The sequence below is a fragment of the Nocardioides sp. GCM10028917 genome (assembly GCF_042666175.1).
GTDB lineage: Bacteria > Actinomycetota > Actinomycetes > Propionibacteriales > Nocardioidaceae > Nocardioides.
The window spans coordinates 504655-528871 of record NZ_JBHTFL010000001.1 but is presented as its reverse complement, the minus strand read 5'-3'; the positions used below and the strand labels follow the sequence as shown (position 1 = coordinate 528871).

At 71.6% G+C, this 24217-nt stretch carries 18 protein-coding genes; 10 read left to right on the top strand and 8 right to left on the bottom strand.

Going from position 1 to position 24217, the window contains the following annotated elements:
- Positions 1-2: 2 nt before the first annotated feature.
- From ACFQW6_RS02510 to ilvA, 4 genes are read left to right on the top strand one after another with little or no spacing between them, the layout of a single operon-like run.
- Positions 3-320: a YidH family protein gene (locus ACFQW6_RS02510; RefSeq protein WP_378540836.1), complete on the top strand. Its 318-nt coding sequence runs from the start codon at positions 3-5 to the stop codon at positions 318-320.
- Positions 317-1723, top strand: a complete 1407-nt coding sequence (locus ACFQW6_RS02505; RefSeq protein ID WP_378540834.1) for a glutamate mutase L — start codon at positions 317-319, stop codon at positions 1721-1723. The genes ACFQW6_RS02510 and ACFQW6_RS02505 overlap by 4 nt, the downstream gene beginning before the upstream one ends.
- Before the next feature lie 10 nt (positions 1724-1733).
- The gene (locus tag ACFQW6_RS02500; protein WP_378540831.1) at positions 1734-3110 is read left to right on the top strand and encodes an AI-2E family transporter; all 1377 of its coding nucleotides are present in this window, start codon (positions 1734-1736) and stop codon (positions 3108-3110) included.
- On the top strand, positions 3107-4315 hold the full coding sequence (gene ilvA, locus ACFQW6_RS02495; protein ID WP_378540828.1) for a threonine ammonia-lyase: 1209 nt from the start codon (positions 3107-3109) through the stop codon (positions 4313-4315). Before ACFQW6_RS02500 ends, ilvA begins: the two co-directional genes overlap by 4 nt.
- Positions 4316-4489: 174 nt before the next feature.
- Here ilvA and greA read toward each other — a convergent pair whose 3' ends face one another.
- Both greA and ACFQW6_RS02485 read right to left on the bottom strand, forming a co-directional pair.
- Positions 4490-4981: a transcription elongation factor GreA gene (gene greA / locus ACFQW6_RS02490; RefSeq protein ID WP_378540825.1), complete on the bottom strand. Its 492-nt coding sequence runs from the start codon at positions 4979-4981 to the stop codon at positions 4490-4492.
- A 176-nt stretch (positions 4982-5157) separates the two neighbouring features.
- Positions 5158-5547, bottom strand: a complete 390-nt coding sequence (locus tag ACFQW6_RS02485; RefSeq protein ID WP_378540823.1) for a DUF4307 domain-containing protein — start codon at positions 5545-5547, stop codon at positions 5158-5160.
- A gap of 38 nt (positions 5548-5585) precedes the next feature.
- On the opposite strand from ACFQW6_RS02485, the gene mca reads away from it, so the two are divergent.
- Together mca and ACFQW6_RS02475 are read left to right on the top strand one after the other, a co-directional pair.
- A complete protein-coding gene (gene mca, locus ACFQW6_RS02480) occupies positions 5586-6485 on the top strand; it encodes a mycothiol conjugate amidase Mca (RefSeq protein WP_378540821.1) in 900 nt (299 codons plus the stop codon).
- Between the two features lie 23 nt (positions 6486-6508).
- Positions 6509-6787, top strand: a complete 279-nt coding sequence (locus ACFQW6_RS02475) for a hypothetical protein (RefSeq protein WP_378540819.1) — start codon at positions 6509-6511, stop codon at positions 6785-6787.
- A 17-nt stretch (positions 6788-6804) separates the two neighbouring features.
- Here ACFQW6_RS02475 and ACFQW6_RS02470 read toward each other — a convergent pair whose 3' ends face one another.
- Entirely contained in the window at positions 6805-8949 is a 2145-nt protein-coding gene (locus ACFQW6_RS02470) for an MMPL family transporter (RefSeq protein ID WP_378540816.1), read from the bottom strand.
- Between the two features lie 140 nt (positions 8950-9089).
- On the opposite strand from ACFQW6_RS02470, the gene ACFQW6_RS02465 reads away from it, so the two are divergent.
- On the top strand, positions 9090-13796 hold the full coding sequence (locus ACFQW6_RS02465; RefSeq protein ID WP_378540813.1) for a family 16 glycoside hydrolase: 4707 nt from the start codon (positions 9090-9092) through the stop codon (positions 13794-13796).
- 320 nt (positions 13797-14116) lie between these two features.
- Here the strand turns inward: ACFQW6_RS02465 and ACFQW6_RS02460 are convergent, their stop codons facing one another.
- The 4 genes from ACFQW6_RS02460 to ACFQW6_RS02445 are packed head-to-tail and all read right to left on the bottom strand — an operon-like array spanning position 14117 to position 19711.
- Positions 14117-14746 carry a class I SAM-dependent methyltransferase gene (locus ACFQW6_RS02460; RefSeq protein ID WP_378540811.1) on the bottom strand — a complete coding sequence of 210 codons (630 nt, stop codon included), beginning with the start codon at positions 14744-14746 and terminating at the stop codon, positions 14117-14119.
- A 29-nt stretch (positions 14747-14775) separates the two neighbouring features.
- Positions 14776-16902, bottom strand: a complete 2127-nt coding sequence (locus tag ACFQW6_RS02455) for an alpha-galactosidase (RefSeq protein ID WP_378540808.1) — start codon at positions 16900-16902, stop codon at positions 14776-14778.
- Positions 16899-17711, bottom strand: a complete 813-nt coding sequence (locus tag ACFQW6_RS02450) for a DeoR/GlpR family DNA-binding transcription regulator (protein ID WP_378540806.1) — start codon at positions 17709-17711, stop codon at positions 16899-16901. The genes ACFQW6_RS02455 and ACFQW6_RS02450 overlap by 4 nt, the downstream gene beginning before the upstream one ends.
- The gene (locus tag ACFQW6_RS02445) at positions 17711-19711 is read right to left on the bottom strand and encodes a beta-galactosidase (RefSeq protein ID WP_378540803.1); all 2001 of its coding nucleotides are present in this window, start codon (positions 19709-19711) and stop codon (positions 17711-17713) included. The genes ACFQW6_RS02450 and ACFQW6_RS02445 overlap by 1 nt, the downstream gene beginning before the upstream one ends.
- Positions 19712-19876: 165 nt before the next feature.
- Between ACFQW6_RS02445 and ACFQW6_RS02440 the strand changes: the two genes are divergently transcribed.
- The 3 genes from ACFQW6_RS02440 to ACFQW6_RS02430 are packed head-to-tail and all read left to right on the top strand — an operon-like array spanning position 19877 to position 23097.
- A complete protein-coding gene (locus ACFQW6_RS02440; RefSeq protein ID WP_378540800.1) occupies positions 19877-21205 on the top strand; it encodes an ABC transporter substrate-binding protein in 1329 nt (442 codons plus the stop codon).
- A 3-nt stretch (positions 21206-21208) separates the two neighbouring features.
- Entirely contained in the window at positions 21209-22156 is a 948-nt protein-coding gene (locus tag ACFQW6_RS02435; RefSeq protein ID WP_378540798.1) for a carbohydrate ABC transporter permease, read from the top strand.
- Positions 22153-23097: a carbohydrate ABC transporter permease gene (locus ACFQW6_RS02430; RefSeq protein ID WP_378540796.1), complete on the top strand. Its 945-nt coding sequence runs from the start codon at positions 22153-22155 to the stop codon at positions 23095-23097. Before ACFQW6_RS02435 ends, ACFQW6_RS02430 begins: the two co-directional genes overlap by 4 nt.
- Here ACFQW6_RS02430 and nagA read toward each other — a convergent pair.
- Positions 23072-24217 (bottom strand): N-acetylglucosamine-6-phosphate deacetylase, encoded by a 1146-nt coding sequence (gene nagA / locus ACFQW6_RS02425; RefSeq protein WP_378540794.1) that lies wholly within the window; start codon positions 24215-24217, stop codon positions 23072-23074. The two genes, ACFQW6_RS02430 and nagA, sit on opposite strands and share 26 nt — an antisense overlap.

Here is a 24217-nt window from a genome sequence, read left to right as displayed (position 1 = left end):
ACGTGGACGAGGCACCTGACCCCCGCTACCTCCTGGCCAACGAGCGGACCCTGCTCGCCTACGAGCGCACCGCGATCGGTCTCATGGTGGCGGCCGTGGGGGCCCTCAACCTGCTCGAGGGGATCTGGCCCAACGTCGCCCTCGGCATCGCCCTCCTGCTCGCGTCGGCGATGACCGCGGGCGTCGGCTGGTACCGCTACCGCCAGGCCGAGCGCGCGATCCGGGAGGGCACCGACCTCCCCCACGGGTTCGGCGCGCAGCTCGTCGTCCTCGCCGTGATCGCGATCATCGTGGTGGTCGCCCTGACGGTGCTGGTGTGAGCGCGGTCGTCTGCGTCGACTTCGGGTCGACGTTCACCAAGGCCGTGCTGGTGGACCGCACGACCGGAGAGCTCCTCGCCACCGCGAGCCACCCGACCACGCTCCCGGACGCGACCGGCGCCGGCGACGTCCTCGACGGGTACGACGCCTGTGTGGCCGCGCTTGTCGGGCAGGATCGCCGCGCCGAGGACGCCGACGTGCTCGCCTGCTCCAGCGCCGGTGGCGGGCTCCGCGTCGCGGTCGTCGGCAACGAGGAGCTGGTCACCGCCGAGGCGGGCCGCCGGGTCGCGCTCTCGAGCGGTGGCAAGGTCGTGCTCGTGCTGCACGGCGGCCTCGACGACCGCAAGCTCGCCGCGCTCCGGGCGGCCGAGCCCGACGTGGTGCTGCTCGTCGGTGGCACCGACGGAGGCAACGCCGAGGTGCTGGAGGGCGACGCACGGTTCCTGGCCGGGCAGCCGTGGCCCGGGCCGGTGGTGGTGGCCGGCAACGTCGAGTCCCAGCCCCTGGTCGCGGAGCTGCTCGCCGGCTCCGGGACGCCGCACGTCCTCGCCGACAACGTGGTGCCGCGCATCGGCGTGCTCGCCCCCGGTAGCGCGCGCCGGGCGATCCGCGAGATCTTCCTCAGCCACGTCATCGGCGGCAAGCACCTCAGCAGCCGCACCGACGACCGCGGCCGCACGTTCACCTCGATGGTGCGCGGGGCGACACCCGACGTCGTGCTGACCGGTGTGGAGCTCCTCGCCCGCGGTCTCGGCGACCAGCACCGGGGGGCCGGTGACGTCGTGGTCGTCGACGTCGGCGGTGCCACCACCGACGTGCACAGCGTCGTCGAGCTCGACCCCGAGGACAGCGGTCTGGCCCGCGAGGTCGTCGCCACCACGCCGGTCACCCGCACGGTCGAGGGCGACCTCGGCATGCGCTGGTCGGCCGTCTCAACCGTCGAGGCCGCACGTCGCGACGACCTGCACGACGCCGCCGTACGCCGCCGTGAGCGGCCCGACCTCCTCCCGGTCAGCTGCCCCGACCCGGCTGCCGAGCAGGACGCCGACCTCGACATCGCCGCGGCCGCCGTCCGGATCGCCCTCGAGCGCCACGCCGGCCGCAGCAGGGTCGTGGTGAGCCCCGAGGGCCGCGTGGTCGAGCGCAGCGGCAAGGACCTCCGCGAGGTCGATCTCCTGGTCGGCTCGGGCGGCGTGCTGCGCCACGGCGGTCCCGACGCCGTACGCCGGGTGCTGACGCCTGCCACGGGTGACGCCTTCGAGGGGGGTTGGCAGCTGCCGCGCGACCCGCGCGTGGTCGTCGACCACGACTACGTGCTCGCCGCCGCCGGCCTGCTGGCCGAGGAGCACCCGCTCGCGGCGCACCGTCTGCTGGGTGGTCTCAGGGCTGCGGGGGATCGGTAGCGTGACCGACGTGAGCGAGCAGAGCAGGCCCTCGGCCGACACCCCGGGCGACCGCGAGGTGGAGTCCGGACGGCGACGGCTGTTCGCCGCGCTCGCTCGCGAGGAGGACGGGCTCGCCGAGCGCATCGTCGCCCAGTGGGCCCAGGGGCGTGCGGAGCGCCGGACCGGACCGGCGTTCACCACCGGACCCTCCAACTTCAGCCGCGCCCAGGTGCCGTGGGGCCTCGACCTCGCCGCCGCCTGGTCCTGGCGGCTCATCGCGATCGCGATCGCGACGCTCGGCCTGCTGTGGACGCTGCGCTTCTTCGCCGTCATCACCCTGCCGATCGCCGTGGCGCTCCTCGTCGCCGCACTGGCCAGTCCCACCGTCATCTGGCTGCGCCGGGTCGGGGTGCCGCGCGGCCTCGCGACCGGTGTGGTGATGCTCCTCGGCCTCGGCACGGTCACGCTGCTGCTCACCTTCGTCGGCCAGCAGGTCGCGCAGGGGGCGAGCGACCTCTCCGACTCCGTGGTCACCGGCCTCGGACAGGTCCGGGAGTGGCTGCGCTCCGGTCCGTTGCGCATCTCGGACTCGCAGCTCGACCGCTACATCACGCAGGTCCAGTCGGCGGTCTCGGGCAGCACCGGGGCCGACGGCATCGTCACCCGTGCCACCGAGGTCGGCACCGCTGTCGGCCACGTGGTCGCGGGCTTCTTCATCGTGCTGTTCTCGGCCTACTTCTTCCTCGCCGACGGCGAGCGGATCTGGTCGTGGCTGGTGCGCCTCACCCCCCGCGCGGCGCGCGAGCGCGTGGACGCCTCGGGCCGCGTGGCGTGGGTGTCGCTCACCCAGTTCGTGCGGGCCACGGTCCTCGTGGCCCTCGTCGACGCGATCGGGATCATGCTCGTCGCGTGGTTCCTCGGCGTGCCGTTCGTGGTGGCCATCGGCGTGCTCGTCTTCCTCGGCGCGTTCGTCCCCATGATCGGCGCCACCGTGGCCGGCCTCGTCGCGATCCTCGTCGCGCTCGTGGACCAGGGTCCGTGGACGGCGCTGCTCATGCTGGGTGGCGTGATCCTCGTCCAGCAGGTCGAGGGACACGTGCTGCAGCCGTTCCTCATGGGCCGCTTCGTCTCGCTCCACCCGCTCGGCGTGATCGTGGCGATCGGCTGCGGGGTGATCCTGGCCGGCATCGCGGGCGCGCTCATCGCCGTACCCCTCGCGGCCGCTGGGAACGCCGTCGCCCAGCACCTCGGGTCCTACACCGACGTGGGTGAGGACGATCCCGACGACGCGCTCGACGAGGACATCGGGCCACCTCCCAACGAACGCGACGAGATCCACGACGACAGCCCGCTCGCGGTCCCGGACGACCTCGACGACGACGACAAGATCAAGGACGAGGCATGACCGACGAGTGCTCCCTGGCCGACATCGTCGCCGCACGCGAGGTGCTCGAGGGCTTGACGGTGACCACGCCGATGGAGGAGTCGCGCTGGCTCTCCGCCCTCGTCGGCGGACCGGTGTCGCTGAAGTGCGAGAACCTCCAGCGCACCGGCTCGTTCAAGTCGCGCGGTGCCTTCGTCCGCATCTCGCGACTGTCCGCCGAGGAGCGGGCCAAGGGCGTCGTCGCCGCGTCCGCCGGCAACCACGCCCAGGGTGTCGCGCTCGCCGCCTCGACGCTCGGCATCAGCTCCACGGTCTTCATGCCCGAGGGGGCGCCGATCCCGAAGGAGAAGGCGACCCGGGGCTACGGCGCCGACGTCGTCTTCCACGGCCGCTACCTCGAGGACTCGCTCGCGCGAGCCCGGGAGTTCGCGGACGAGACCGGTGCGGTGCTGATCCACCCCTTCGACCACGTCGACATCGTCGCGGGGCAGGGCACCCTGGGGCTCGAGGTCCTCGAGCAGGCGCCGGACGTGCGCACCGTGCTGGTGCCCACCGGCGGCGGCGGTCTGCTCGCCGGCGTGGCGATCGCGGTCAAGGCGCTGCGCCCCGACGTACGGGTGGTGGGTGTGCAGGCGGAGGGCGCCGCGGCCTACCCCGGCTCGCTCGCCGCCGGCCGGCCCGTGCCGCTCGAGTCGATGAGCACGATGGCCGACGGCATCGCGGTCGGCCGGCCCGGTGACATCACCTTCGCGGCGGTGCGCGACCACGTCGACGAGATCGTCACCGTCTCGGAGGAGTCGCTGTCCCGCGCGCTGCTCGCCCTGATCGAGCGCGCGAAGCAGGTCGTCGAGCCCGCCGGCGCTGCCGCCGTCGCGGCGCTGCTCGACAACCCGACCGGCTTCGAGACCCCAGCCGTCGCGGTGCTGTCCGGAGGCAACATCGACCCGCTCCTGCTCAGCAAGGTGATCCGCCACGGCCTCGCCGCTGCCGGTCGCTACCTCTACCTCCGCGTGTGCATCCCCGACCTGCCAGGCGGCCTGGCCTCCCTGCTCGCCGAGGTCGGGGCGGAGGGCGCCAACGTGCTCGAGGTGGCCCACGAGCGGATCTCGCCGTCGCTGACCCTCAACGAGGTCGAGGTGCGCGTCCAGCTCGAGACCCGCGGCGACGCGCACGCCGAGCACCTGAAGGCGCGGCTCCGCGAGCGCGGCTACCGCGTCGACAACTGAGCGTCGTACGCCACCGAGCGGTGCCTGAGCGGCCTTTCGGCTGCGCCGAAGCCGCGTGTGACACCGCTCCCCTGAGGACACGCCTACAAATGCCGCTGAGCGGTGCGCGAGGGGGACTTCCGGACTCCGGAATCCCCCCACACACCGCTCGAGACGGTGACTGGCAGGTGAGGCTCAGGCCTTGTAGGGCTCCGCGTCGACGATCTCGACGGAGAACTCCTTGCCCGTGGGCGCGGTGTAGCTGACCGTGTCGCCCTTGCTCTTGCCGTTGATCGCAGATCCCAGGGCGGTCTGCGGGGAGTAGACGTCGAGGGTGTCGCCCTCGGAGAGGTTCTCGCGGGCGCCGAGGAGGAACTTCTCCTCGTCGCCGCCGTCGATGCGGGCGGTCACGACCATCCCGGGCTCGACGATGCCGTCGTTGGGCGGCGTCTCGCCGACCTCGGCCTTGCGGAGCATGTCCTCGAGCTGACGGATGCGGGCCTCCTGCTTGCCCTGGTCGTCCTTGGCGGCGTGGTAGCCGCTGTTCTCCTTGAGGTCGCCCTCGTCGCGCGCGGCGGCGATCTTCTCGATGATCTCCTGGCGCTTGGGGCCCTTGAGGTCCTCGAGCTCGGCCTGCAGCTTGTCGTAGGCCTCCTGGGTCAGCCAGACGGTGCCCTGGTCGGTCATGTCGGTGCTCCTGCTCACGTGGTACTGGATGCGGGTGTGCCTCAGCGCGCCCGCATCGGGTCGGTGGGATTCTTCCGTCCGATCGGAGTCGGCGCGGCGACGGACGTGGGCCAGCGCACCCGGACGGGCAGAACGATCAGGTTAGCAAGCCTGCGGCAAAAGTGCAGGCCGACGACTCAGCGCGGACGCGGCTGGTCGGGCGAGGTGCACCCGAGCTTCTCCACCGTGGTGGCTCGGCGCTCGGTGCGGATGACGACCTCGTTGACGCCGTCGACCGGGGTGAAGGCGAGCTCCCCGACGGCCGTCTTGTCCTCGGCCAGGGCGCGTACGCGGCAGCTGGCCTCCACGCCGTCCTCCAGCTGGACGTCCACGCGCGTCTCGATCTCGTGGTCGCTCGTGACCTCGAAGGTGATGACCTCGGAGCGGACGTCTGGGCTGCCGTGGAACCACGCCGTCCACGCGAGCCAGGTCAGTCCGACGACGGCCAGGACGACCGCGAGCCCGACGGCCGCGGGACGCCGCCACCGGGCGGGGGCGCCGTAGCGATCGGTGAGGTCGGTGGTCACGCACAGAAGCGTAAGTCCCTCCTCCTAGACTCCAGCCCATGGCCCAGCCCCCCGCGGACCGGTCGCGCACCGGGCTCCGACTCATGCACGTCCACGCCCACCCCGACGACGAGTCGAGCAAGGGAGCCGCGTCGACGGCGAAGTACGTCGCCGAGGGCGTCGACGTCCACGTCGTCACCTGCACCGGCGGCGAGCGCGGCTCCGTGCTCAACGCCAAGATGGACCGCCCGGAGGTCTGGGAGAACATCACCGAGATCCGCCGCGAGGAGATGCACCGCGCCCGGGACATCCTCGGCATCCGGCAGGACTGGCTCGGCTTCGTCGACTCCGGCTGGCCCGAGGGCGACCCGCTGCCGCCGTTGCCGGAGGGCTGCTTCGCGCTCGTACCGCTCGAGGAGGCCACCGAGCGCCTTGTGCGGCTGATCCGCGGGTTCCGTCCCCACGTGCTCACGACGTACGACGAGCGCGGCGGCTACCCGCACCCCGACCACGTCCGCTGCCACGAGGTCTCCGTCGCCGCCTACCACGCGGCCGGCGACCCGGAGCGCTTCCCCGACGCGGGGGAGCCGTGGCAGCCGATGAAGCTCTACTACCACCACGGCTGGAGCTGGGCGAAGACCAACGCCCTCCACGAGGCGATGCTCGCCCACGACCTCGAGTCGCCCTACACCGAGCGTCTCGAGAAGTGGGAGCGCGAGCCGGAGTGGGACGATCGGATCACCACGCGGGTGCCCTGCGGCGACTACTTCGGGGTCCGCGACCAAGCCCTGCTCGCCCACGCCACGCAGATAGACCCCGACGGCATGTGGTTCGCGATCCCGCGTGAGATCCAGCAGAAGACCTGGCCCACCGAGGACTACGAGCTGGTCGAGTCGACCGTCGAGAGCACGCTGCCCGAGGACGATCTCTTCGCGGGGATCCCGACCCCCGCTCCGTGAGGGGGAAGTGGGACACTAGGCGCATGCTCGACCTGCTGATCATCACGCTCGTGGACGACCCGATGCCGGAGGACACCGAGGTGAAGGCGGGTCCGCTGGGCTTCGCGGTGTGGATCTTCATGATCATCGCGGTCGTCATCATCGCGTTCAGCCTGGTCAAGCAGCTGCGCAAGGCGCAGGCGGCCAAGGACGCTGGCGTCTACGGCGACGAGCCGGTGCAGCGTTCCGAGGAGCCGCACGTGTCCGGCGCCCCTGACGGCTCGGACACTCCTGGCACCTCCGCCACCACCGACGAGCGCTGAGCCTCCCTCAGTCCGGATCAGTCCGGCCGCCCCTGTCCGGGCAGCCACCAGTTCCACCGGCCCAGCAACGTCATCGACGCCGGCAGCAGCAGGCCGCGCACGACGGTCACGTCGAGCAGCACCGCCACGGTCATCCCGACGCCGATCTCCTTGACCGCGATCAGCTCGCCGAGGGCGAAGCCGAGGAACACGATCCCGATCGCGACCGCGGCGAGCGTCACCACCGGACCTGAGGCGGTGATCCCGGTCAGGACGGCGTCGTCGTTGAGCGCGCGGAGGTCCCTGCCACGATCCCGCTTGCGCCTCGGCCGGGCCAGGGCGTCGTCCCACGCCTCGCGGATCCGGGCGACGAGGAAGACGTGGTAGTCCATCGACAACCCGAACGCGAACATGAAGAGCAGCAGCGGAGTGGTGACGTCGAGGGCGCCCCACGAGTCGAAGCCGAGCAGGGACGAGCCCCAGCCGCGCTGGAAGATCGCCACCACCACGCCGAGGGTCGCACCGAGGGAGAGCAGGTTGAGCGCCACGGCCTTGACGGGTACGACGACGGATCGCGTCAGCCGTCCCAGCAGCACCGCGGTGAGCAGCGCGACGACCAGCACCGCGGTCGGAGCCCGGTCGGCGAGCGCGTCACGGGTGTCGACCAGCTCGGCGGTGGGCCCGCCGACCAGGACGTCGACGCCGAGGTCGGCGGCCCGCATCCGACGGACGAGGTCCTGCACCTTCGGGCCGTCGTAGTCGCCGGCGGCGTCCGGCTCGGGCTCCACGAGGAGCTGGCTGACGTCGCCGGGCACGGGGTCGAACAGCAGCACGTCGACCACCCCGGGGATGCCGGCCAGCCCGGCCATGGCGTCGGCGGTCTCCCGGGAGGTGAACTCCGCCTCGACCAGCACGGTGATCGGGGTGGCCACCTGGTCGGGGTAGCGGTCCTCGATCGCGGCCTGCGTCAGTCGCGGCTCGCTGTCGCGGGGGAGCGAGCGGGTGTCGGAGTTGCGGAGGTCGAGGGACAGCAGGGGAGTGCTGAGCAGGAGCAGCAGCGCGGTGCACCCGAGCAGCACCGGCCACGGGCGGCGCTGCGCGAACCGCGCCAGGCGCGGCAGCAGCGCGTGGGCGCTGGGGGTGCCGCCCAGGAAGCGTCCCGGCGCAGGCGCGGGGATCCGGTCGTGTGACACGGCGACCAGCGCGGGGGCGAGGGTCAGGCCGGTCAGGGTGGCGCCGGCCACCGCGACGAGACCTCCGACGGCCATCGGGGAGAGCACCGGGTCACGCAGCACGAGGAGGCCGGCCAGCGCGGTGGCGACGGTGAGGCCCGAGACGAGGACCGTGCGCCCGGAGGTGGCCAGGGTGCGCCCGAGCGCCGCCGCGACGTCGGTGCCGGGCGCGGCCGCTGCCCGCTCCTCCCGGAAGCGACCGAGGACCAGCAGGGCGTAGTCCACCGCCAGACCGAGGCCGAGCAGCGTGACGACGTTGACGGCGTAGTCGCTCACCGGGGTCAGGCGGGCCAGGCCCGCCAGTGCCAGCAGGGCCACGCAGACCGAGCCGAGCGCGGTCGCCACGGGCAGCAGGCCGACGACGAGCCCGCCCAGGGCGAGCGTGAGGACGACGAGCAGCACGAGGATCGCGATGCCCTCGCCGCGCGCGGCGTCCTGCACCGCCTGCGCGCCGAAGGCCTCCTCGGCGAGGAGCGGACCGCCCACCAGCACCTCCGGCATGCCGACCTGCTGCAGGGTCTTCTCGACCTCCGCGGCGGCAGCGAGGGCGCGCTCGCGGTCGACCGTGTGGTCGATCTCGACGGTGACGACGGTGCCGAACCGGTCGGGCCGGACGAGGTCCTGCGCGCCGGTGGTCCACGGGTCGCGCACCTCGACGACGTCCGGCAGGTCGCGTACGTCGTGCAGCGTGCGGGTGGCCTGGTCGATCAGGTCGACGCCGTAGATGTCTGCCCCCGACAGGACGGCGACCACCAGCTCGCCCTCGGGGTCGGCCGCCTCGAGCCGCTCCTGCACCTGGGCCGACTCGCTGTCGTCGCGCAGCGGGTCGGGGGCCTCGGCCAGGTCGAAGACCGAGCCGCCGAGGACGGCCCCGAGCACGACGACCACCGCCCACGTCGCGAGGACCGGGCGTCTCCAGCGGTGCAGCAGCCGTCCGAGGTCCTCGAGCACGGGGGCGACTGTAACGGGGTCCACCCCTTATGACGATTGGCAGTCAAAAGTTGTTCACAAACTGTCGGATCCGACCTAGGGTGAGCGTCGTCACAACCGTCCCGGCGCGCGTCACGCCGCCGGGGTCCCAGGAGGTCCAGGTGTCGTTGTCCCCCGTCCACCCCCGATCGCGCGCCGCAGGCGCTCGGTCTCGCCGCGGGACCCGCTGGGCCACCGCGGCACTGGCCACCGCCGTGGCGGCCAGCCTCGCCGCCGTCACGCCCAGCGCGTCAGCGATCCCCGCCGGTGACGAGCCCGGCCTCACCATGCGCGCCTTCCAGCTCGGTCAGTCGATCTCGGAGCTGTGCACCCTGAAGGCCGGTCAGACGCCCAACGTCGACCAGCTCAAGCAGACGATCGACTGGAGCACGCCCGCCGACTTCGGGGGCCTCCAGGACAACTTCGTCGTCGAGGCACTGGCCACGCTGAGCGTCGAGACCACTGGCACCTACATGTTCCGCCTGACCAGCGACGACGGGTCGCGGTTGCAGATCGACGACCAGGTGGTCGTCGACCACGACGGGTTGCACGGCGACACCGCCAAGGAGGGCAGCTTCACGCTGACCGCCGGCACGGAGCACGCCCTGCGCCTCGACTACTTCGAGGCCGGCGGCGGCGAGCGCCTGACGCTCGAGTGGATGCCGCCCGGCTCCAGCACCTTCGCCGTGGTGCCGACGTCCGCGCTCAGCACCGAGGCCAACGTCACCCGCGTCACCGCCCCCGGCTTCAAGCAGTGCGAGGGTCAGGACGACTCCGCCGGCGACGGCCTCCAGCTCGACGGGCTGAACCCGGCGTACGACCTCGTCAACCTGCGCGCCGACGGCTTCGAGCCGCAGGTCACCGGCCTGGAGTGGGACGGTGACGACCTGCTCGTCCTGACCTGGGGCGGCAACGGCAACGACCAGGGCAACGTCGAGCTCGGCGAGCTCTACCGCCTGAGCGGCGTCCAGGACGCCGCCTCGCCTGCGGACGTGACGAGGACCAAGATCGCCGGCGGGCTCAAGGAGCCGCAGGGCATCTCGGTGGTCGACGGCGAGATCTACATCTCCGAGAAGACCGGCCTCATCAAGCTGACCGGCGAGGGGACCGACGGTGTCTACGCGGGCAGCCAGGAGATCGCGACGTACCCGTTCGACGGCAACTTCCACGAGTTCGGCTTCGGCATGCTCTACAAGGACGGCAAGTTCCACGTGAACCTGTCGGTCTCCATCAACCTCGGTGGCGCCACCACCGTCCCGCAGGGCTCGCAGGACCGCGGCACGCACATCACCATCGACAAGGACACCGGCGCGATCGACTACGTCGCCGGTGGCCTGCGCACCCCGCACGGCATGGGCTGGGGTCCCGAGGGCGAGATCTTCGTGACCGACAACCAGGGCGGCTGGCTGCCGGCCTCCAAGCTTCTCGAGATCAAGCCGGGCGAGTTCTACAACCACTACACGACCGAGAAGGACGGCACCCCGGGTCGCTTCGACGACCAGCCGGTGACCAAGCCCGTCCTGTGGATGCCGCAGAACGAGATCGCCAACTCCCCGAGCACCCCCGTCGTGGTCGAGGGTGGCCCGTACGCCGGCCAGATGTTCATCGGCGACGTGACCTACGGCGGCCTGCAGCGCGCCGACCTCGAGAAGGTCGACGGCCGCTACCAGGGTGCGCTGTTCCGGATGACCCAGGGCCTCGAGGCCGGCGTCAGCCGCGTGCTCAAGGGCCCCGACGGCTCGCTGATCATCGGCGGCCTCGGCGCCGGCGGCAACTGGGGCCAGACCGGCAAGCTCCGCTACGGCCTGCAGAAGCTGGACGTCAGCGGTGACGTGCCCTTCGACATGGAGTCGATGGACGTCGTCGAGGGTGGCTTCGAGATCACCTACACCCAGCCGCTCTCGGCCGCGACCCTCGCGGACCTCGCGTCGAAGTACCGGCTCGAGCAGTGGCGCTACCGCGCCACCGCGCAGTACGGCGGTCCCAAGCTCGACGAGGAGTCGCTCGACGTCACGAGCGCGACCGCGAGCGAGGACGGCCGTACGGTCACCCTCCAGGTCGCCGGCATGAAGCCCGACCGGGTCGTGCACCTGCGCTCCCCGCGCCCGTTCTCGTCCGCGTCGGACGAGACGCTGTGGAGCACCGAGGCCTGGTACACCCTGAACAGCTACCCCGGCTACGTCGCGACCGACCCGGAGCCCGCTCCGGACGGCATCTACGAGCTCGAGGACGGCGAGCTGTCCGGCACCGCCGGCGTCGCGACCGAGCACGCCGGCTACACCGGATCGGGCTTCGTCGACGGCATCCAGACGGTCGGCTCGGGCACCACGGTCGAGGTGGTGGCGCCGAAGGCGGGCACCTACGACCTCCAGATCCGCTACGCCAACGGCCCCAACCCCCAGCCCAACCAGACCAAGAAGATGAGCCTCTACATCGGCGAGGAGCGCCAGCAGATCCTGCTCCCGCCGTTCGCCGACTGGAAGACGTGGGGCACCTACACCGCCCGCGTCACGCTCCCCGCCGGCGTCACCCGCGTCGGGATCGCCTACGAGCAGGGCGACGACGGCAACGTCAACCTCGACCACGTCAAGGTCGTCGACCCGACGGCCGGTCGCGTCGAGGCCGAGGACGGCACCGTCACCGGTGACCGCAACCGCGTGCAGACCGAGCACGCCGGCTACAGCGGCACCGGCTACGTCGGTGGATTCGAGGTCGACGGCGCGAGCGTGACCTTCGACGTGACCGCGACGACGGCCGGGTTCCACGCCGTCAAGCTCGGCTACGCCAACGGTCCCAACCCGCAGGCCAACCAGACCAAGGTGATGTCGGTCTACGTCAACGACGTCTTCGTCAAGAAGCTGTCGCTGCCGCCGTTCGCCACGTGGAAGGAGTGGGGCTCGGTCACCGACCAGCTCGAGCTGCGGGCCGGCGCCAACGTCGTCAGGATCCAGCGCGACGCCGGCGACAACGGCAACGTGAACATCGACTACCTCGACCTCGGAGCCCGCTCGGCCTGCGCGCCGGACGAGGCGCCGGGTGCCGACGACGAGTTCGACGACACGACGCTCGACACCTGCCGGTGGAGCACCATCCTCAACAAGACGGCGACCGGCGTCGCGCTGACCGGTGGCCAGCTGCGCATCAACGCCCAGTCCGGCGACCTGTCCGGCGGTGCAGTCGACGCGAAGAACATGATCCTGCAGGACGCGCCCGCCGACGACACGTGGGCCGCCACGACGCAGCTCACGATGACCGGCACGGACGACTACCTGCAGGGTGGCCTCGTCGCCTGGACCAACGCGTCCAACTACGCCAAGTTCGTGGCGATGGAGAAGCCGGACGGCGACTGGGTGCTCGAGCTGGGTCGTCGGATCAACGGCGACATGGTCTACACCAACGCCGACCTGCCCGAGGGTGCGGCTCCTGACGAGCTGCAGCTGCAGCTCGTCTCCACCGGCACCGCAGTCCAGGGCCGCTGGTCGGTCGACCAGGGCACCACCTGGCAGTCGATGGGCGCCGGCTACCCCTCCACGGGGTTGGTCGCGCCCAAGATCGGCGTCGCCGCCTACAACGGCACCGGCAGCCAGGTCGGCGCGTTCGACTGGTTCCGCGTCAGCGGTGACCCGGTCATCGAGCCGGACACCTGCGAGGCGACCGAGGCCGACCCCGGCTACCGGACGCTGTTCGACGGCACCGCGGAGAGCCTCGAGGACTGGAACATGGCCGGTCCCGGCGTGTTCACCCGTGAAGCCGACTGCACGCTGAAGACCAACGGTGGCCTCGGCCTGCTGTGGCACTCGGAGCCGCTCGAGGGCGACTACTCGCTGCAGCTGGACTGGAAGCTCACCAAGGACGACAACGGTGGCGTCTTCGTCGGGTTCCCGAACCCGGGCACCGACCCGTGGGTCGCGGTCGACAACGGCTACGAGATCCAGATCGACCGGAGTGACGACGCCGACAGCACGACCGGCGCGGTCTACAACTTCCAGTCCGCCGACCTCCCGGCCCGCGATGCGGCTCTCAAGCCGGAGGGCCAGTGGAACCACTACGAGATCAAGGTGGAGGGCAAGAGGATCCGCATCTACCTCAACGACGTGCTGGTCAACGACTTCACCAGCCCGGACAGCCAGCCCAACCGCCTGACGTGGCCCAGCTACATCGGCCTGCAGAACCACGGCGGTGGCGAGAACGTCTTCTACCGCGACGTGCAGGTCATGGACCTCGCCGACCCGGAGAACGTCGCGTCCGACGTGACGGTCACCGCGCCGGAGGAGCTCGAGACGGGTGCCAAGGGCGACGTCGTCGTCGAGGTCGGCTCGGCTGCCGAGGCGGCACCGACCGGTGAGGTGGTGCTGTCCGTGGATGGCACCGACCTGCCGGCGGTGGAGCTCGAGGACGGCAAGGCGACCTTCGAGGTCGGCCCGTTCGCCGAGGCGGGGACCGTGGAGCTGGTGGCGGAGTACGCCGGCGACGTGGCGACCGACCCGGGCCAGGGCAGCGCGCAGCTGAAGGTGGTGGAGGCTGGCCCCGTGGCATCGTCCGTGACGATCGATGCACCGGACCAGGTGAGGACCGGCAAGAAGGCACAGGTCCAGGTCGCGGTTACCTCGGACGCTGACCAAGCTCCTACTGGGACAGTGGTGCTGTCCGTGGACGGCACGAAGCTGCCGGCCGCGGAACTTCGCAACGGCAAGGCGATCTTCACGATCGGTCCGCTCGGCAAGCCGCGGACGGTCGAGCTGATCGCCACCTACTCCGGTGATGGAGCAGTGGGCCCCGGGCTGGCGACTGCTCGGATCACGGTGGTCACTCCGGCTTCGGGGCCCTGACTGATCCCGGGTGGTCAGGCGTTCGCGCCTCGCCCCCGAGCAGTCCCCGACGGCCCGTCCTCCCACCGGAGGGCGGGCCGTCGTCGTCGTTCGTCCTGTCCGACGGGCCGCGGCCGGTGACTCGCGCGACAAGGCGGAACCTCAAGGTCATGAGGTGACGCGGAGCCTCCGCGCTCTTGCCGGGGGTGCCGTGGAAGCAGCGGGCCGTCGTCGTCGTTCGCCCTGACCGCCGGCCGCTGCGTCATACGAACCGACACCCATGGGGAGGGGACGGCATGACGCAGCCGACCCCGAGCCCCGACGTCCGTACGGCCTGTGCGTCAGCGCCGGACCACCCGGACCAGGCAGTCCCACGCCGTACGTCGCTCCTCACCGCCGTGGCCGTCGGCCGCCGTGACCTCGCGGGCGACGCGGTCGGCGCGCAGCACCTCGACGTCGAGGTCCGGCGTGCTCGTCAGGTCGCCGACGACGTCCTGGGCGGTCATCAGCACCGCCGGGTCCTGCGGCCCGCCGGCCCCGTCGGTGAGGTTGGTCGAGTCGTGGGCGACCAGCAGGAACGTCCCGCCGGGGCGCAGCATCCCGACGGCGTTGCGCACGGCACGCCGCCGATCGCCCGCGGGGACCTGCAGGTAGGCCACCACGACGAGGTCGACCGGCTCCGTCGGCCCCCAGGTGGTGGCGTCGGCGCGGACCCACGTCACGTCGAGGTCGCGGGGGTCGTCCGCGGCCAGCCGGGCGCCCTTGTCCAGGGCGACCTGCGAGAAGTCGACGGCGATGGCAGACCACCCCCGCGAGGCGAGCCAGATGGCGTTGCGTCCCTCGCCGGCCGCGAGGTCGACCGCGGTGCCCGGAGGCAGGGCGGCGAGCTCGGCGGCCACGAACTGGTTGGGCTCACGCGACCAGACCAGGTCGGTGGCGGCGTACCTCTCGTCCCAGGCGTGTGCGTCCATGTCCAGCAGGGTAGGCCCGCCCGGTGGGCTCAGCCCACGGCCACGAGCCGCAGCACCCGGGCCTCCTCCGGGTCCAGGACCGGGAGGGCGATGCCCGACGTCGCCAGCACCCGGCCGCTCAGCTCGGCGCCGTCGACGGACCAGGTGCCGGTCAGGTCGGCGCCGACCGGACCGCGGGGCATCTCCTCGGTCAGGCGGTAGCGCCGGTCCGGGTCGAGGCCCGTGAGCCGCAGTGGGGCGGGGTGCTGGGTCGAGGTCGCCGCCACGGTCGCGACGACGTACCAGGCCTCCGAGCGGTCCTCGGCGACGATGCCCGTCACCACCACGGCGGGGTCCGGGTGGTCGGGGTGCACGAGCGTCCCGGTGCCGATGAGGGGTCGCACGCGCTTGTGGAGCTCGATCCACGCGCGCAGCTCAGCGAGGGTGGCCTCGTCGAGGCGCGACATGTCCCACTCGATGCCGAACCAGTGCAGCAGCGCGGTGGCGGCGCGGTAGCGCAGGGAGTGCGTTCGTCCGGTGGTGTGGGCCGTGGGGCCGCCGACGTGGGAGCCCATCAGCTCCGGCGGCACGAGCAGGGACGTCCAGCGCTGCAGGTGCTGCCGCTCGAGCGCGTCGATGGTGTCGCTGGGCCAGATCCGGTCGGTGCGGGACAGCACCTCGGCGTCGACGCGGGCGCCACCCGAGGAGCACGACTCGACCTCGAGCGCCGGGTGCGCGGACCGCAGCTCGTCGAGCAGGCGGTAGAAGGCCCGCGTCTGCCCGTGCACGGCTGGACGGCCGTCGTGGACGGCGTCGGTGAGGTCCCGGTTGTGGTCCCACTTGAGGTAGGCGACGTCGAGCTCGTCGAGCAGGGCGAGGAGGGCGGCGCGCAGGTCGTCGTACGCGCCCTGGTCCTGCAGGTCGAGGACCTGCTGCTGGCGCCACTCCGGCGGAACGGCCGAGCGACCGCGCAGCACCCGCTCGGGGTGGCGACGGGCGGTCTCGGAGTCGAGGTTGACCATCTCCGGCTCGACCCAGAGGCCGAACTCCATGCCGCGACCGGTCACGTGGTCGACCAGCGGTCCCAGCCCCTGCGGCCACACCTCGGGATCGACCGTCCAGTCGCCGAGCCCGGCGGTGTCGTCGCGGCGGCCGAGGAACCAGCCGTCGTCCAGCACGAACCGCTCGACCCCGACGGAGGCGGCAGCGTCGGCGAGCTCGGCGATCCGGTCGAGGGAGTGGTCGAAGTAGACCGCCTCCCACGAGTTGGCGATCACGGGCCGTTCGGTCCGGGACCGGGGCGTGACGGCGCGCAGGTGGGCGTGGAAGCGGTGGCTCATCGCGTCGAGGCCGGAGCCCGACCACGAGCCGAGCACGTGCGGGGCGTCGTAGGTCTCGCCGGGGGAGAGGACGACCTCGCCCGGGTCGAGCAGCTCGCCGCCGCCGACCAGGCACTCACCCTCGGGCGTGCGCTCGGCGTAGTGGGTGTGGTTGCCGCTCCACGCGGTGTGCACGGCCCACACCTCTCCGGTGCCGAAGGTGAACCCGGGCGTCCCGGCCACCATGACGAGGGTGGCGTCGTGACCCGTGCGGCCGTGGCGGGCGTCGCGCCGGTGCGTGCCCTGCACCCATGGATGGCGCTGCGGCGTGCGTTCCTTGCACCAGCGTCCGGTCAGGTCGAGCAGCTCGGTGGCGTGGGCGCCGACGGGCAGCGCGGTCAGGACCGAGGAGAGGTGGAGGTCGCCGTCGGCGGTGTTGGTCACCGACGTGCGCGCGTGCAGGAGCCCGGCGGCGTCGAGCGACAGGGCCACCCGCACGGACCAGCCCGCCTCGTCGTCGGTCGACGTGCATGAGACGCTCGCCTCGCCGTCCGCGCGGACGTCCCACGCGACCAGGCTCGGCGCCACCGCCCGGGTCGTGCCGCCGACGCGGAGGCCGGACAGGGCCGGCGTGCCGGAGTAGCCCCGCGTGCCGTCGGGCACGAGGCCCGTCGTGCGCGGACCGTCGTACGACGATCGCGAGGCGCCGGGTCGCCGGGCAGCCGCCAGGGCGGTCAGCGCGGCGTCGTCGAGGTCGCCGAGCGGGGCGCCCCAGTGCACGATGCGAGGAATGCCGTGGGCGCCGGCCAGCACGAGGCTGACCCCGCCGCGCGCGAGGTGGACGGGTGCGGTGCTCACGAGTCGCCCGCTGCCGCGAAGTCGTGGTCGTCGTCGACCGGGTCGACGACCACCAGCTCGCCGACGTGGTCGGCGAGCGCGCCGCTGGCGTGGGCCGAGAGGCCGGAGTCGGTCACCAGCACGGCCGCCTCTGACAGGGCGGCCATGCTGCTCAGTCCCACGACGCCCCACTTGCTCGAGTCGGCGCACACGATCAGGCGGCGCGAGCGCTCGATCATCGCGCGGTTGGTCTCGGACTCCAGCAGGTTGGGCGTGCTGAAGCCGGCCCGCACGTCCATGCCGTGCACGCCCATGAAGAACGCGTCGACGTGGAGGCTGCGCAGCGACGACACCGCGACCGGGCCCACCAGGGCGTCGGACGGCGTGCGGAGACCGCCGGTGAGCAGGACCGAGGTGGTGGCGTCGCCCGTGCGGTGCAGCACGTCGGCGACCCACACCGAGTTGGTGACGACGGTGAGGTTGGGGATCCGGGCGATGTGCTCGGTGAGGGCGTGGGTGGTGGTGCCCGCCGAGACCGCGATCGCCATGCCGGTGTGCACCAGCTCGGCGGCGGCAGCGGCGATCGCCTCCTTCTCGCGCCGGCGCTGCACCGACTTCGCGGCGAACCCCGGCTCGGACGACGACGGCTCGGCCACCGCGAGCGCCCCACCGTGGACCTTCTCGAGCAGGCCGTCGCGGTGCAGGGCGACCAGGTCGCGCCGCACGGTCATGTCGGAGACGCCGAGCAGCTCGACGAGGTCGGTGACCCGCACGGTCCCGTCCCGGCTGAGCTCGGCGAGGATCCGGCTCCGGCGCTGGGCGGCGAGCATCAGGACTCCCGTACGACGGCCACGCCGCCCGCGGGCACCTGCAGGTCACCGGAGACGTCCCGGCCGGTGACCAGCTCCACCCCGTGCACGTCGACCGGGGCAGGTGCGTCGCCGTGGTTGATGACGAAGAGCCAGCGCCCGTCGTCGCCGACCCGGCGGGTGACCTCGACCAGGTCGGCGGCGCCGGGCAGCGTCTCGATGCCGGTCTCGGCGACCAGCCGCTCCACCAGGCGGTCGGTGCCGCCGGGGTCGAGGCGCGTGGCGACGTACCACGCGGTGCCCGAGCCGACCGCCCTGCGGGTGACGGCGGGGAGCCCGGCGGCGGGTCCGTCGAGGTAGGTCGCGACCGCCTCGGCCCCGGTCAGCTCCAGGTCCTCGGCCCAGGTGTCGGCGGTGACGACGTCGGCTCCCAGCCCCTCAACCTGCACCGACTGGCCGGTCAGCATCGGGAGGAACTCGGTGGCGCGTACGCCCAGCAGCTCGCGGAACGCACCCGGGTAGCCGCCGAGGCGGATGTGGTCGTGCTGGTCGACGATGCCGCTGAAGTAGGTGATCACGACCGTGGCACCGGCCTCGGCTGCCGCTGTCACGGCAGCCACGGTGGCGTCGTCGACGAGGTAGAGCGTGGGCACCACGACGAGGCGGTAGGTCGACAGGTCGGTGGACGGATGGACCACGTCGACCCCGACGCCCTGGGCCGACAGGGCCCGGTGGAGGTCCTCGGCCCGATCGCGGTAGCGCACGTCGATGCTGGGGTGGGAGTCGAGCTCGCAGCCCCACCACGCCTCGTAGTCGAACAGGATGGCGGCATCGTTGCGGGCGGTGCTGCCGGCCGCCTCCTCGGCCGCGTCGAGCACCCGGGACAGCTCGACGACCTCACGCCACTGCCGGGTGTCGGTGCCGGCGTGGGGGAGGAGACCCGAGTGGAACTTCTCCGCCCCGGCCCGGGAGGCGCGCCACTGGAAGAACAACACCGCGTCGGCGCCGTGCGCCACGTGCGACAGGCTGTTGCGGATCATCTCGCCGGGCACCTTGGCGCGGTTGCGGGGCTGCCAGTTGACCGCGCTCGTGGAGTGCTCCATCAGCAGCCACGGACGGCCGTCAGCCGTGCCGCGTGTCAGGTCGGCGCTGAACGCCAGCTCACGGTGGCCGCCGTCCTCCGCCCCGATGAGGTAGTGGTCGTTGGACACGACGTCGAGCTCGCGCCCCCACCGCAGGTAGTCCATGCCGGGCGTCTGTCGCATGACCATGAAGTTGGTCGTCACCGGCACCCCGGGGGAGAGCCGGTGGAGCACGTCGCGCTCGACGACGAAGTTGTCGAGCAGCTGGTCGGAGCTGAAGCGCGCGAAGTCGAGCTGCTGGGTGGGGTTGGCGTGGGTGGGCGCCAGACGCGGCGGCAGCACCTGCTCGAAGTCGTCGTAGCGCTGCGACCAGAACGCCGTGCCCCACGCGTCGTTGAGCCGCGCCACGTCGTCGTCGTACCGGTGGCGCAGCCAGGTGCGGAACGCCGCCGCGCTCGTGTCGCAGTAGCAGCGGGCGTTGTGGCAGCCGAGCTCGTTGGAGACGTGCCACAGGGCGAGCGCCGGGTGGTCGCGGTAGCGCTCGGCCATCCGGGTGCACAGCTCGAGGGCGTGCTCGCGGTAGACGGGCGAGCTGGGGCAGAAGGACTGGCGCCCTCCGGGCCACAGCGTGCGCCCGTCCTGGGTCACCGGCAGCATCTCGGGGTGGCGGTGCGTCAGCCACGGCGGCGGGGAGGCCGTGGCCGTGGCGAGATCGACCTTGATCCCCGCCGCGTGCAGGTCGTCCATCTGCTCGTCGAGCCAGCCGAACTCCCACGCTCCGGCTCGCGGCTGCAGCCATGCCCACGAGAACACCGCCAGGGTGACCAGGTCGACGCCGGCCTCGCGCATCAGGCGTCGGTCCTCGCGGTGGGCCGCGGCCGGCCACTGCTCGGGGTTGTAGTCGCCGCCGAAGGCGAGTGCGGGCAGGGAAGTCGGCATGCGCAACTGTGTTCGTCCTCACACGAGAAAGTCAACGTTCCGACGAGGATTTGGGTTCGGAAATGTTTGATCGAGTGCGGAATGACCGCCCGAAAGGGTTGACGAGCCTGTGGCGGCCGTCACATGCTGTGCTCCCCTGTTTGGTTTTGTCTCTTGGAGGCCGTCGTGTCACTGTCCCGTTCCAGCGCCATCCCCCGATCGGCGCTCACCACCATGGCCGCCTCGCGGCGCTCCGTGCTGCGCGGTATGGCCCTGAGCGGCCTCGCCGTCGGCGGCGCCAACCTGCTCGCTGCGTGCGGCGGTGACGACGCGGGACCGGCCAGTGGCGAGGGCGCGACCGTGAAGTTCGGCATCAACGAGGCCGAGGGCGTCGGACCCGCCCATGACCGGCTCGCGGCGATGGCCGAGGCCTACAGCAAGGAGAGCGGGACCGAGGTGTCGCTCAACGCGGTCGACCACAACACCTTCCAGGAGAGCATCAACACCTACCTCCAGGGCACGCCCGACGACGTCTTCACCTGGTTCGCCGGATTCCGGATGGCCCAGTTCGCGGAGAACGGGCTGATCACCGACCTGAGCGACATCTGGCCGATCGACGGACTGAACGACTCCTTCAAGGAGGCCTCGACCGCGCCTGACGGGAAGCAGTACTTCGTGCCGGTCCAGTACTACCCGTGGGCGGTGTTCTACCGGAAGTCGGTGTTCGAGAAGAACGGCTGGGTGGCGCCGGAGACCAACGACGACTTCATGGCGCTCATGGACGACATGCAGGGCAAGGGCGTCACCCCGTTCGCCTTCGGCGACAAGGACGGCTGGCCCGCGATGGGCACCTTCGACATCCTCAACATGCGCCTCAACGGCTTCGACTTCCACATGAGCCTGATGGCGGGTGACGAGCAGTGGGACGGCGACGAGGTCAAGCTCGTCTTCGACACCTGGCGCCAGCTGCTGCCCTACCACCAGGCCGACCCGCTGGGTCGCACCTGGCAGGAGGCAGCGACCTCCATGGGCAAGGGGGAGTGCGGCATGTACCTCCTCGGCACCTTCGTCGTCGACGCGCTGGGCGAGAACGGCGAGGACCTCGACTTCTTCACCTTCCCCGAGCTCGACTCCTCGATCGGCGCCGACGCGCTCGACGCCCCCATCGACGGCTTCTGCGTCGCAGCGGCAGGCAAGAACCAGGAGGGCGGCAAGGAGATGGCCAAGTGGCTGGGCACGGCCGCAGCGGCGGATGCGGCCAACAACGGCGCCGATGCGCCGTTCATCGCGGCCAACTCCGGCGCCAGCACGTCCACCTACAGCGACCTGCAGAAGAAGTCGGCCGAGGTCGTCGGCGCCGCTGCCAACATCGCCCAGTTCATGGACCGCGACACCAACGCCGACTTCGCCAACACGGTGATGATCCCGTCGATCCAGGACTTCCTGAAGAACCCCGACGACATCGACGGGGTCACGGCCAGCATCCAGGAGCAGGCCGCCTCCATCTTCGGCTGAGCCATGGCACACATCGACGAGGCGCCGCAGCCCGCAGGGACCACCGAGCGGGCTTCGGCGCCACCTCGGGGCCGGGAGAAGAAGCTGGGCGCACGCGACCGGTTCACCGTCATCATGATGGTGACCGTCCCGCTGCTGCTGGTGCTGGCCCTGGTGTGGGTGCCGGCCCTGCTCTCGGTGGTGCTGTCCTTCGGGAAGTGGAACGGCTTCGGCGACCTCGACACCATCGAGTGGGTCGGTGTCCAGAACTACCACGACATCGTCACGATCTACCCGGCCTTCTGGCCGGCCATCCAGCACAACCTCATCTGGTTGGTCTTCCTGTTCCTGGTCCCGACCGTCCTCGGCATGCTGATCGCGGTGCTGCTCGACCGCGAGGTGCGGGGCAGCCGGTTCTACCAGACCGCGTTCTACATGCCGGTGGTGCTGTCCGTGGCCCTCATCGGCTTCATCTGGCAGCTGTTCTACTCCCGCGACCAGGGGCTGATCAACGAGGTCTTCGGGTCGCAGGTCGACTGGTACGGCGACCCGGACATCAACCTGTGGGCGGTGCTCGTGGCGACGGGGTGGCGCCACACCGGCTACATCATGCTCATCTACCTGGCCGGCCTGAAGAGCGTCGACGCCAGCCTGCGCGAGGCGGCCGCCGTCGACGGCGCCGGTGAGGTCAAGACGTTCTTCCACGTGATCTTCCCGGTGATGCGACCGATCAACATGATCGTGATCGTGATCGTGGTCATCGAGTCGCTCCGCGCCTTCGACATCGTCTGGGTGATCAACAAGGGCCGCAACGGCCTGGAGGTGATCGGCGCCCTCGTGGCCCAGAACGTCATCGGCGAGGCGACGCGGTACGGCTTCGGCTCCGCCCTGGCGGTGATCATGATGCTGATCTCGTCGGTCTTCATCGCCATCTACCTGCGCAACGTGTTCCGTGAGGAGCGACGAGGATGAGCACCCAGACCCGGCGTCCCGCCACCGAGCCCACGCCCTCCGGGGACGGTGCGACCCGCACGCCGCCCAAGCGGGCCGACGGCGGTGTCCTCAGCAAGCCCCGCGGCGTCGTCGTGACGGTGATCGTCGCGCTGCTGGCGCTGACGTGGCTGTTCCCGCTGCTGTGGGCCTTGGTGAACTCCTTCCGGGAGTACGACTACACCCAGGCCAACGGCTACCTGTCCTTCGGGGGCTGGACCACGTCGAACTACGAGGAGGCGTGGTCGCGCGGCAACTTCGGGCTGCACCTGCGCAACTCGCTGCTCGTGACCATCCCGGCGGTCGTGCTCACGCTGTGGCTGTCCTCCATGGTCGCCTTCGTGCTGGCGCGGTTCAGCTACCGCTTCAACCTGATGATGCTGGGCGTCTTCCTCGCAGCGAACCTGCTGCCGCCGCAGGCGTTGCTGATCCCGGTGTTCCGGATGTTCCGGGAGGTCCCCCTCCCGATGTTCATGAGCGACTCCGGCTCGCTGCTCAACAGCTTCTGGGCGCTGATCCTGGTCAACACCGCCTTCCAGATGGGCTTCTGCACCTTCGTGCTCAGCAACTACATGAAGACGCTGCCGCGCGAGATCTACGAGTCGGCCGAGCTCGACGGGGCGAGCGTGTGGCGGCAGTACTGGCAGCTCACGATGCCGCTCGTCCGCCCGGCCCTGGCCGCCCTCGCGACCCTCCAGGTGGCGTGGGTCTACAACGAGTTCTTCTGGGCCACGGTGCTCATCCAGCAGGGTGACAAGCTGCCGATGACCTCGGCGCTCAACAACCTGCGCGGTCAGTTCTTCACCGACACCAACCTCGTCGCGGCCGGCTCGATCATCGTCGCGCTGCCGGTCCTCGTGGTGTTCTTCGCGCTGCAGAAGCAGTTCGTCTCCGGGCTCACGCTGGGGTCGACGAAGGGTTGACCCAGGCGCCGGCGCGCATCGTCCGGACCACGTGCAAGCCCTCGTCGAGGACGACGAGGTCGGCGCGGCGGCCGGCCTCGAGCGCGCCGACGTCGTCCAGCCCCCACGCCCGGGCCGGCGCGGTGCTGGCCGCATGGACCACGTCGAGCAGCGGCAAGCCCGCGGTGCGGACGGCGAAGTGGACCGCCGCGTCCATGGTGAGGGTGGAGCCGGCGATGGCGCCGGTCCCGTTCCCATCGGCCAGACGTGCCACGCCGTCCCGCACCTCGATCGCCATCGGGCCGAGCCGGTAGTCGCCGTCCGGAGCGCCCGCGGCGGCCATCGCGTCGGTGACGAGGATGCAGCGGCCGGGCGCGGCCGCGAACACCGTGCGCAGCACGGCGGGGTGCAGGTGCACGCCGTCGGCGACCAGCTCGACGTCGACGGGGGAGTCCAGCAGGGCGCCGACGGGGCCGGGGTCACGGTGGTGGAGCGGACGCATGGCGTTGAAGAGGTGCGTGCCGAGGCGGGCACCCGCGTCGAGGGCGGCCCGCGACTCGTCGTACGTCGCGTCGGTGTGGCCGATCGCGGCGACCACGCCGGCGTCGACGAGCTGGCGGACTGCCTCGATCCCGCCGGGCAGCTCGGGCGCGAGGGTGACCATGCGTACGGCGCCGTCGCCCGCGTCGAGGAGGGCCTGGACCGAGGCCGGGTCCGGGTGGGTGAGCGAGCCCGGCTGGTGGGCGCCCGAGCGCTGCGGGCTCAGCCAGGGTCCCTCGAGGTGGATGCCGGAGAGCCGGCCGTCCTGGACGAGCAGGGCGAGCTCGCGGACGGCGTCGGCCATCCGCTGCGAGGTGTCGGTGACCAGGCTGGCCGCCATCGACGTCGTCCCGTGGAGGAGGTGGGTGTCCGCGACGACCGCCGCCGCGTCCGACGTACCGAGGTCGAACGACGCACCCCCGCCGCCGTGCACGTGGAGGTCGACGAAGCCCGGGACGACGCTCGCCCCGCCGAGGTCGACGTCGGGCTCGCGGGGTGGCGCCCCTTCGCCGACCTCGACGATGCGGTCACCGTCGACGTGGAGCCACCCCGGCACGAGGACGCGCGCCGGGGTGACCACCTGTCGTGCAGCGAGGATCAC

Coding starts and splice junctions, on each gene's coding strand:
- ilvA (WP_378540828.1), top strand. CDS start 3,107: ATGACCGACGAGTGCTCCCTGGCCGACATCGTCGCCGCACGCGAGGTG.
- greA (WP_378540825.1), bottom strand. CDS start 4,981: ATGACCGACCAGGGCACCGTCTGGCTGACCCAGGAGGCCTACGACAAG.
- mca (WP_378540821.1), top strand. CDS start 5,586: ATGGCCCAGCCCCCCGCGGACCGGTCGCGCACCGGGCTCCGACTCATG.
- ACFQW6_RS02475 (WP_378540819.1), top strand. CDS start 6,509: ATGCTCGACCTGCTGATCATCACGCTCGTGGACGACCCGATGCCGGAG.
- ACFQW6_RS02460 (WP_378540811.1), bottom strand. CDS start 14,746: ATGGACGCACACGCCTGGGACGAGAGGTACGCCGCCACCGACCTGGTC.
- ACFQW6_RS02450 (WP_378540806.1), bottom strand. CDS start 17,711: ATGCTCGCCGCCCAGCGCCGGAGCCGGATCCTCGCCGAGCTCAGCCGG.
- ACFQW6_RS02445 (WP_378540803.1), bottom strand. CDS start 19,711: ATGCCGACTTCCCTGCCCGCACTCGCCTTCGGCGGCGACTACAACCCC.
- ACFQW6_RS02435 (WP_378540798.1), top strand. CDS start 21,209: ATGGCACACATCGACGAGGCGCCGCAGCCCGCAGGGACCACCGAGCGG.
- ACFQW6_RS02430 (WP_378540796.1), top strand. CDS start 22,153: ATGAGCACCCAGACCCGGCGTCCCGCCACCGAGCCCACGCCCTCCGGG.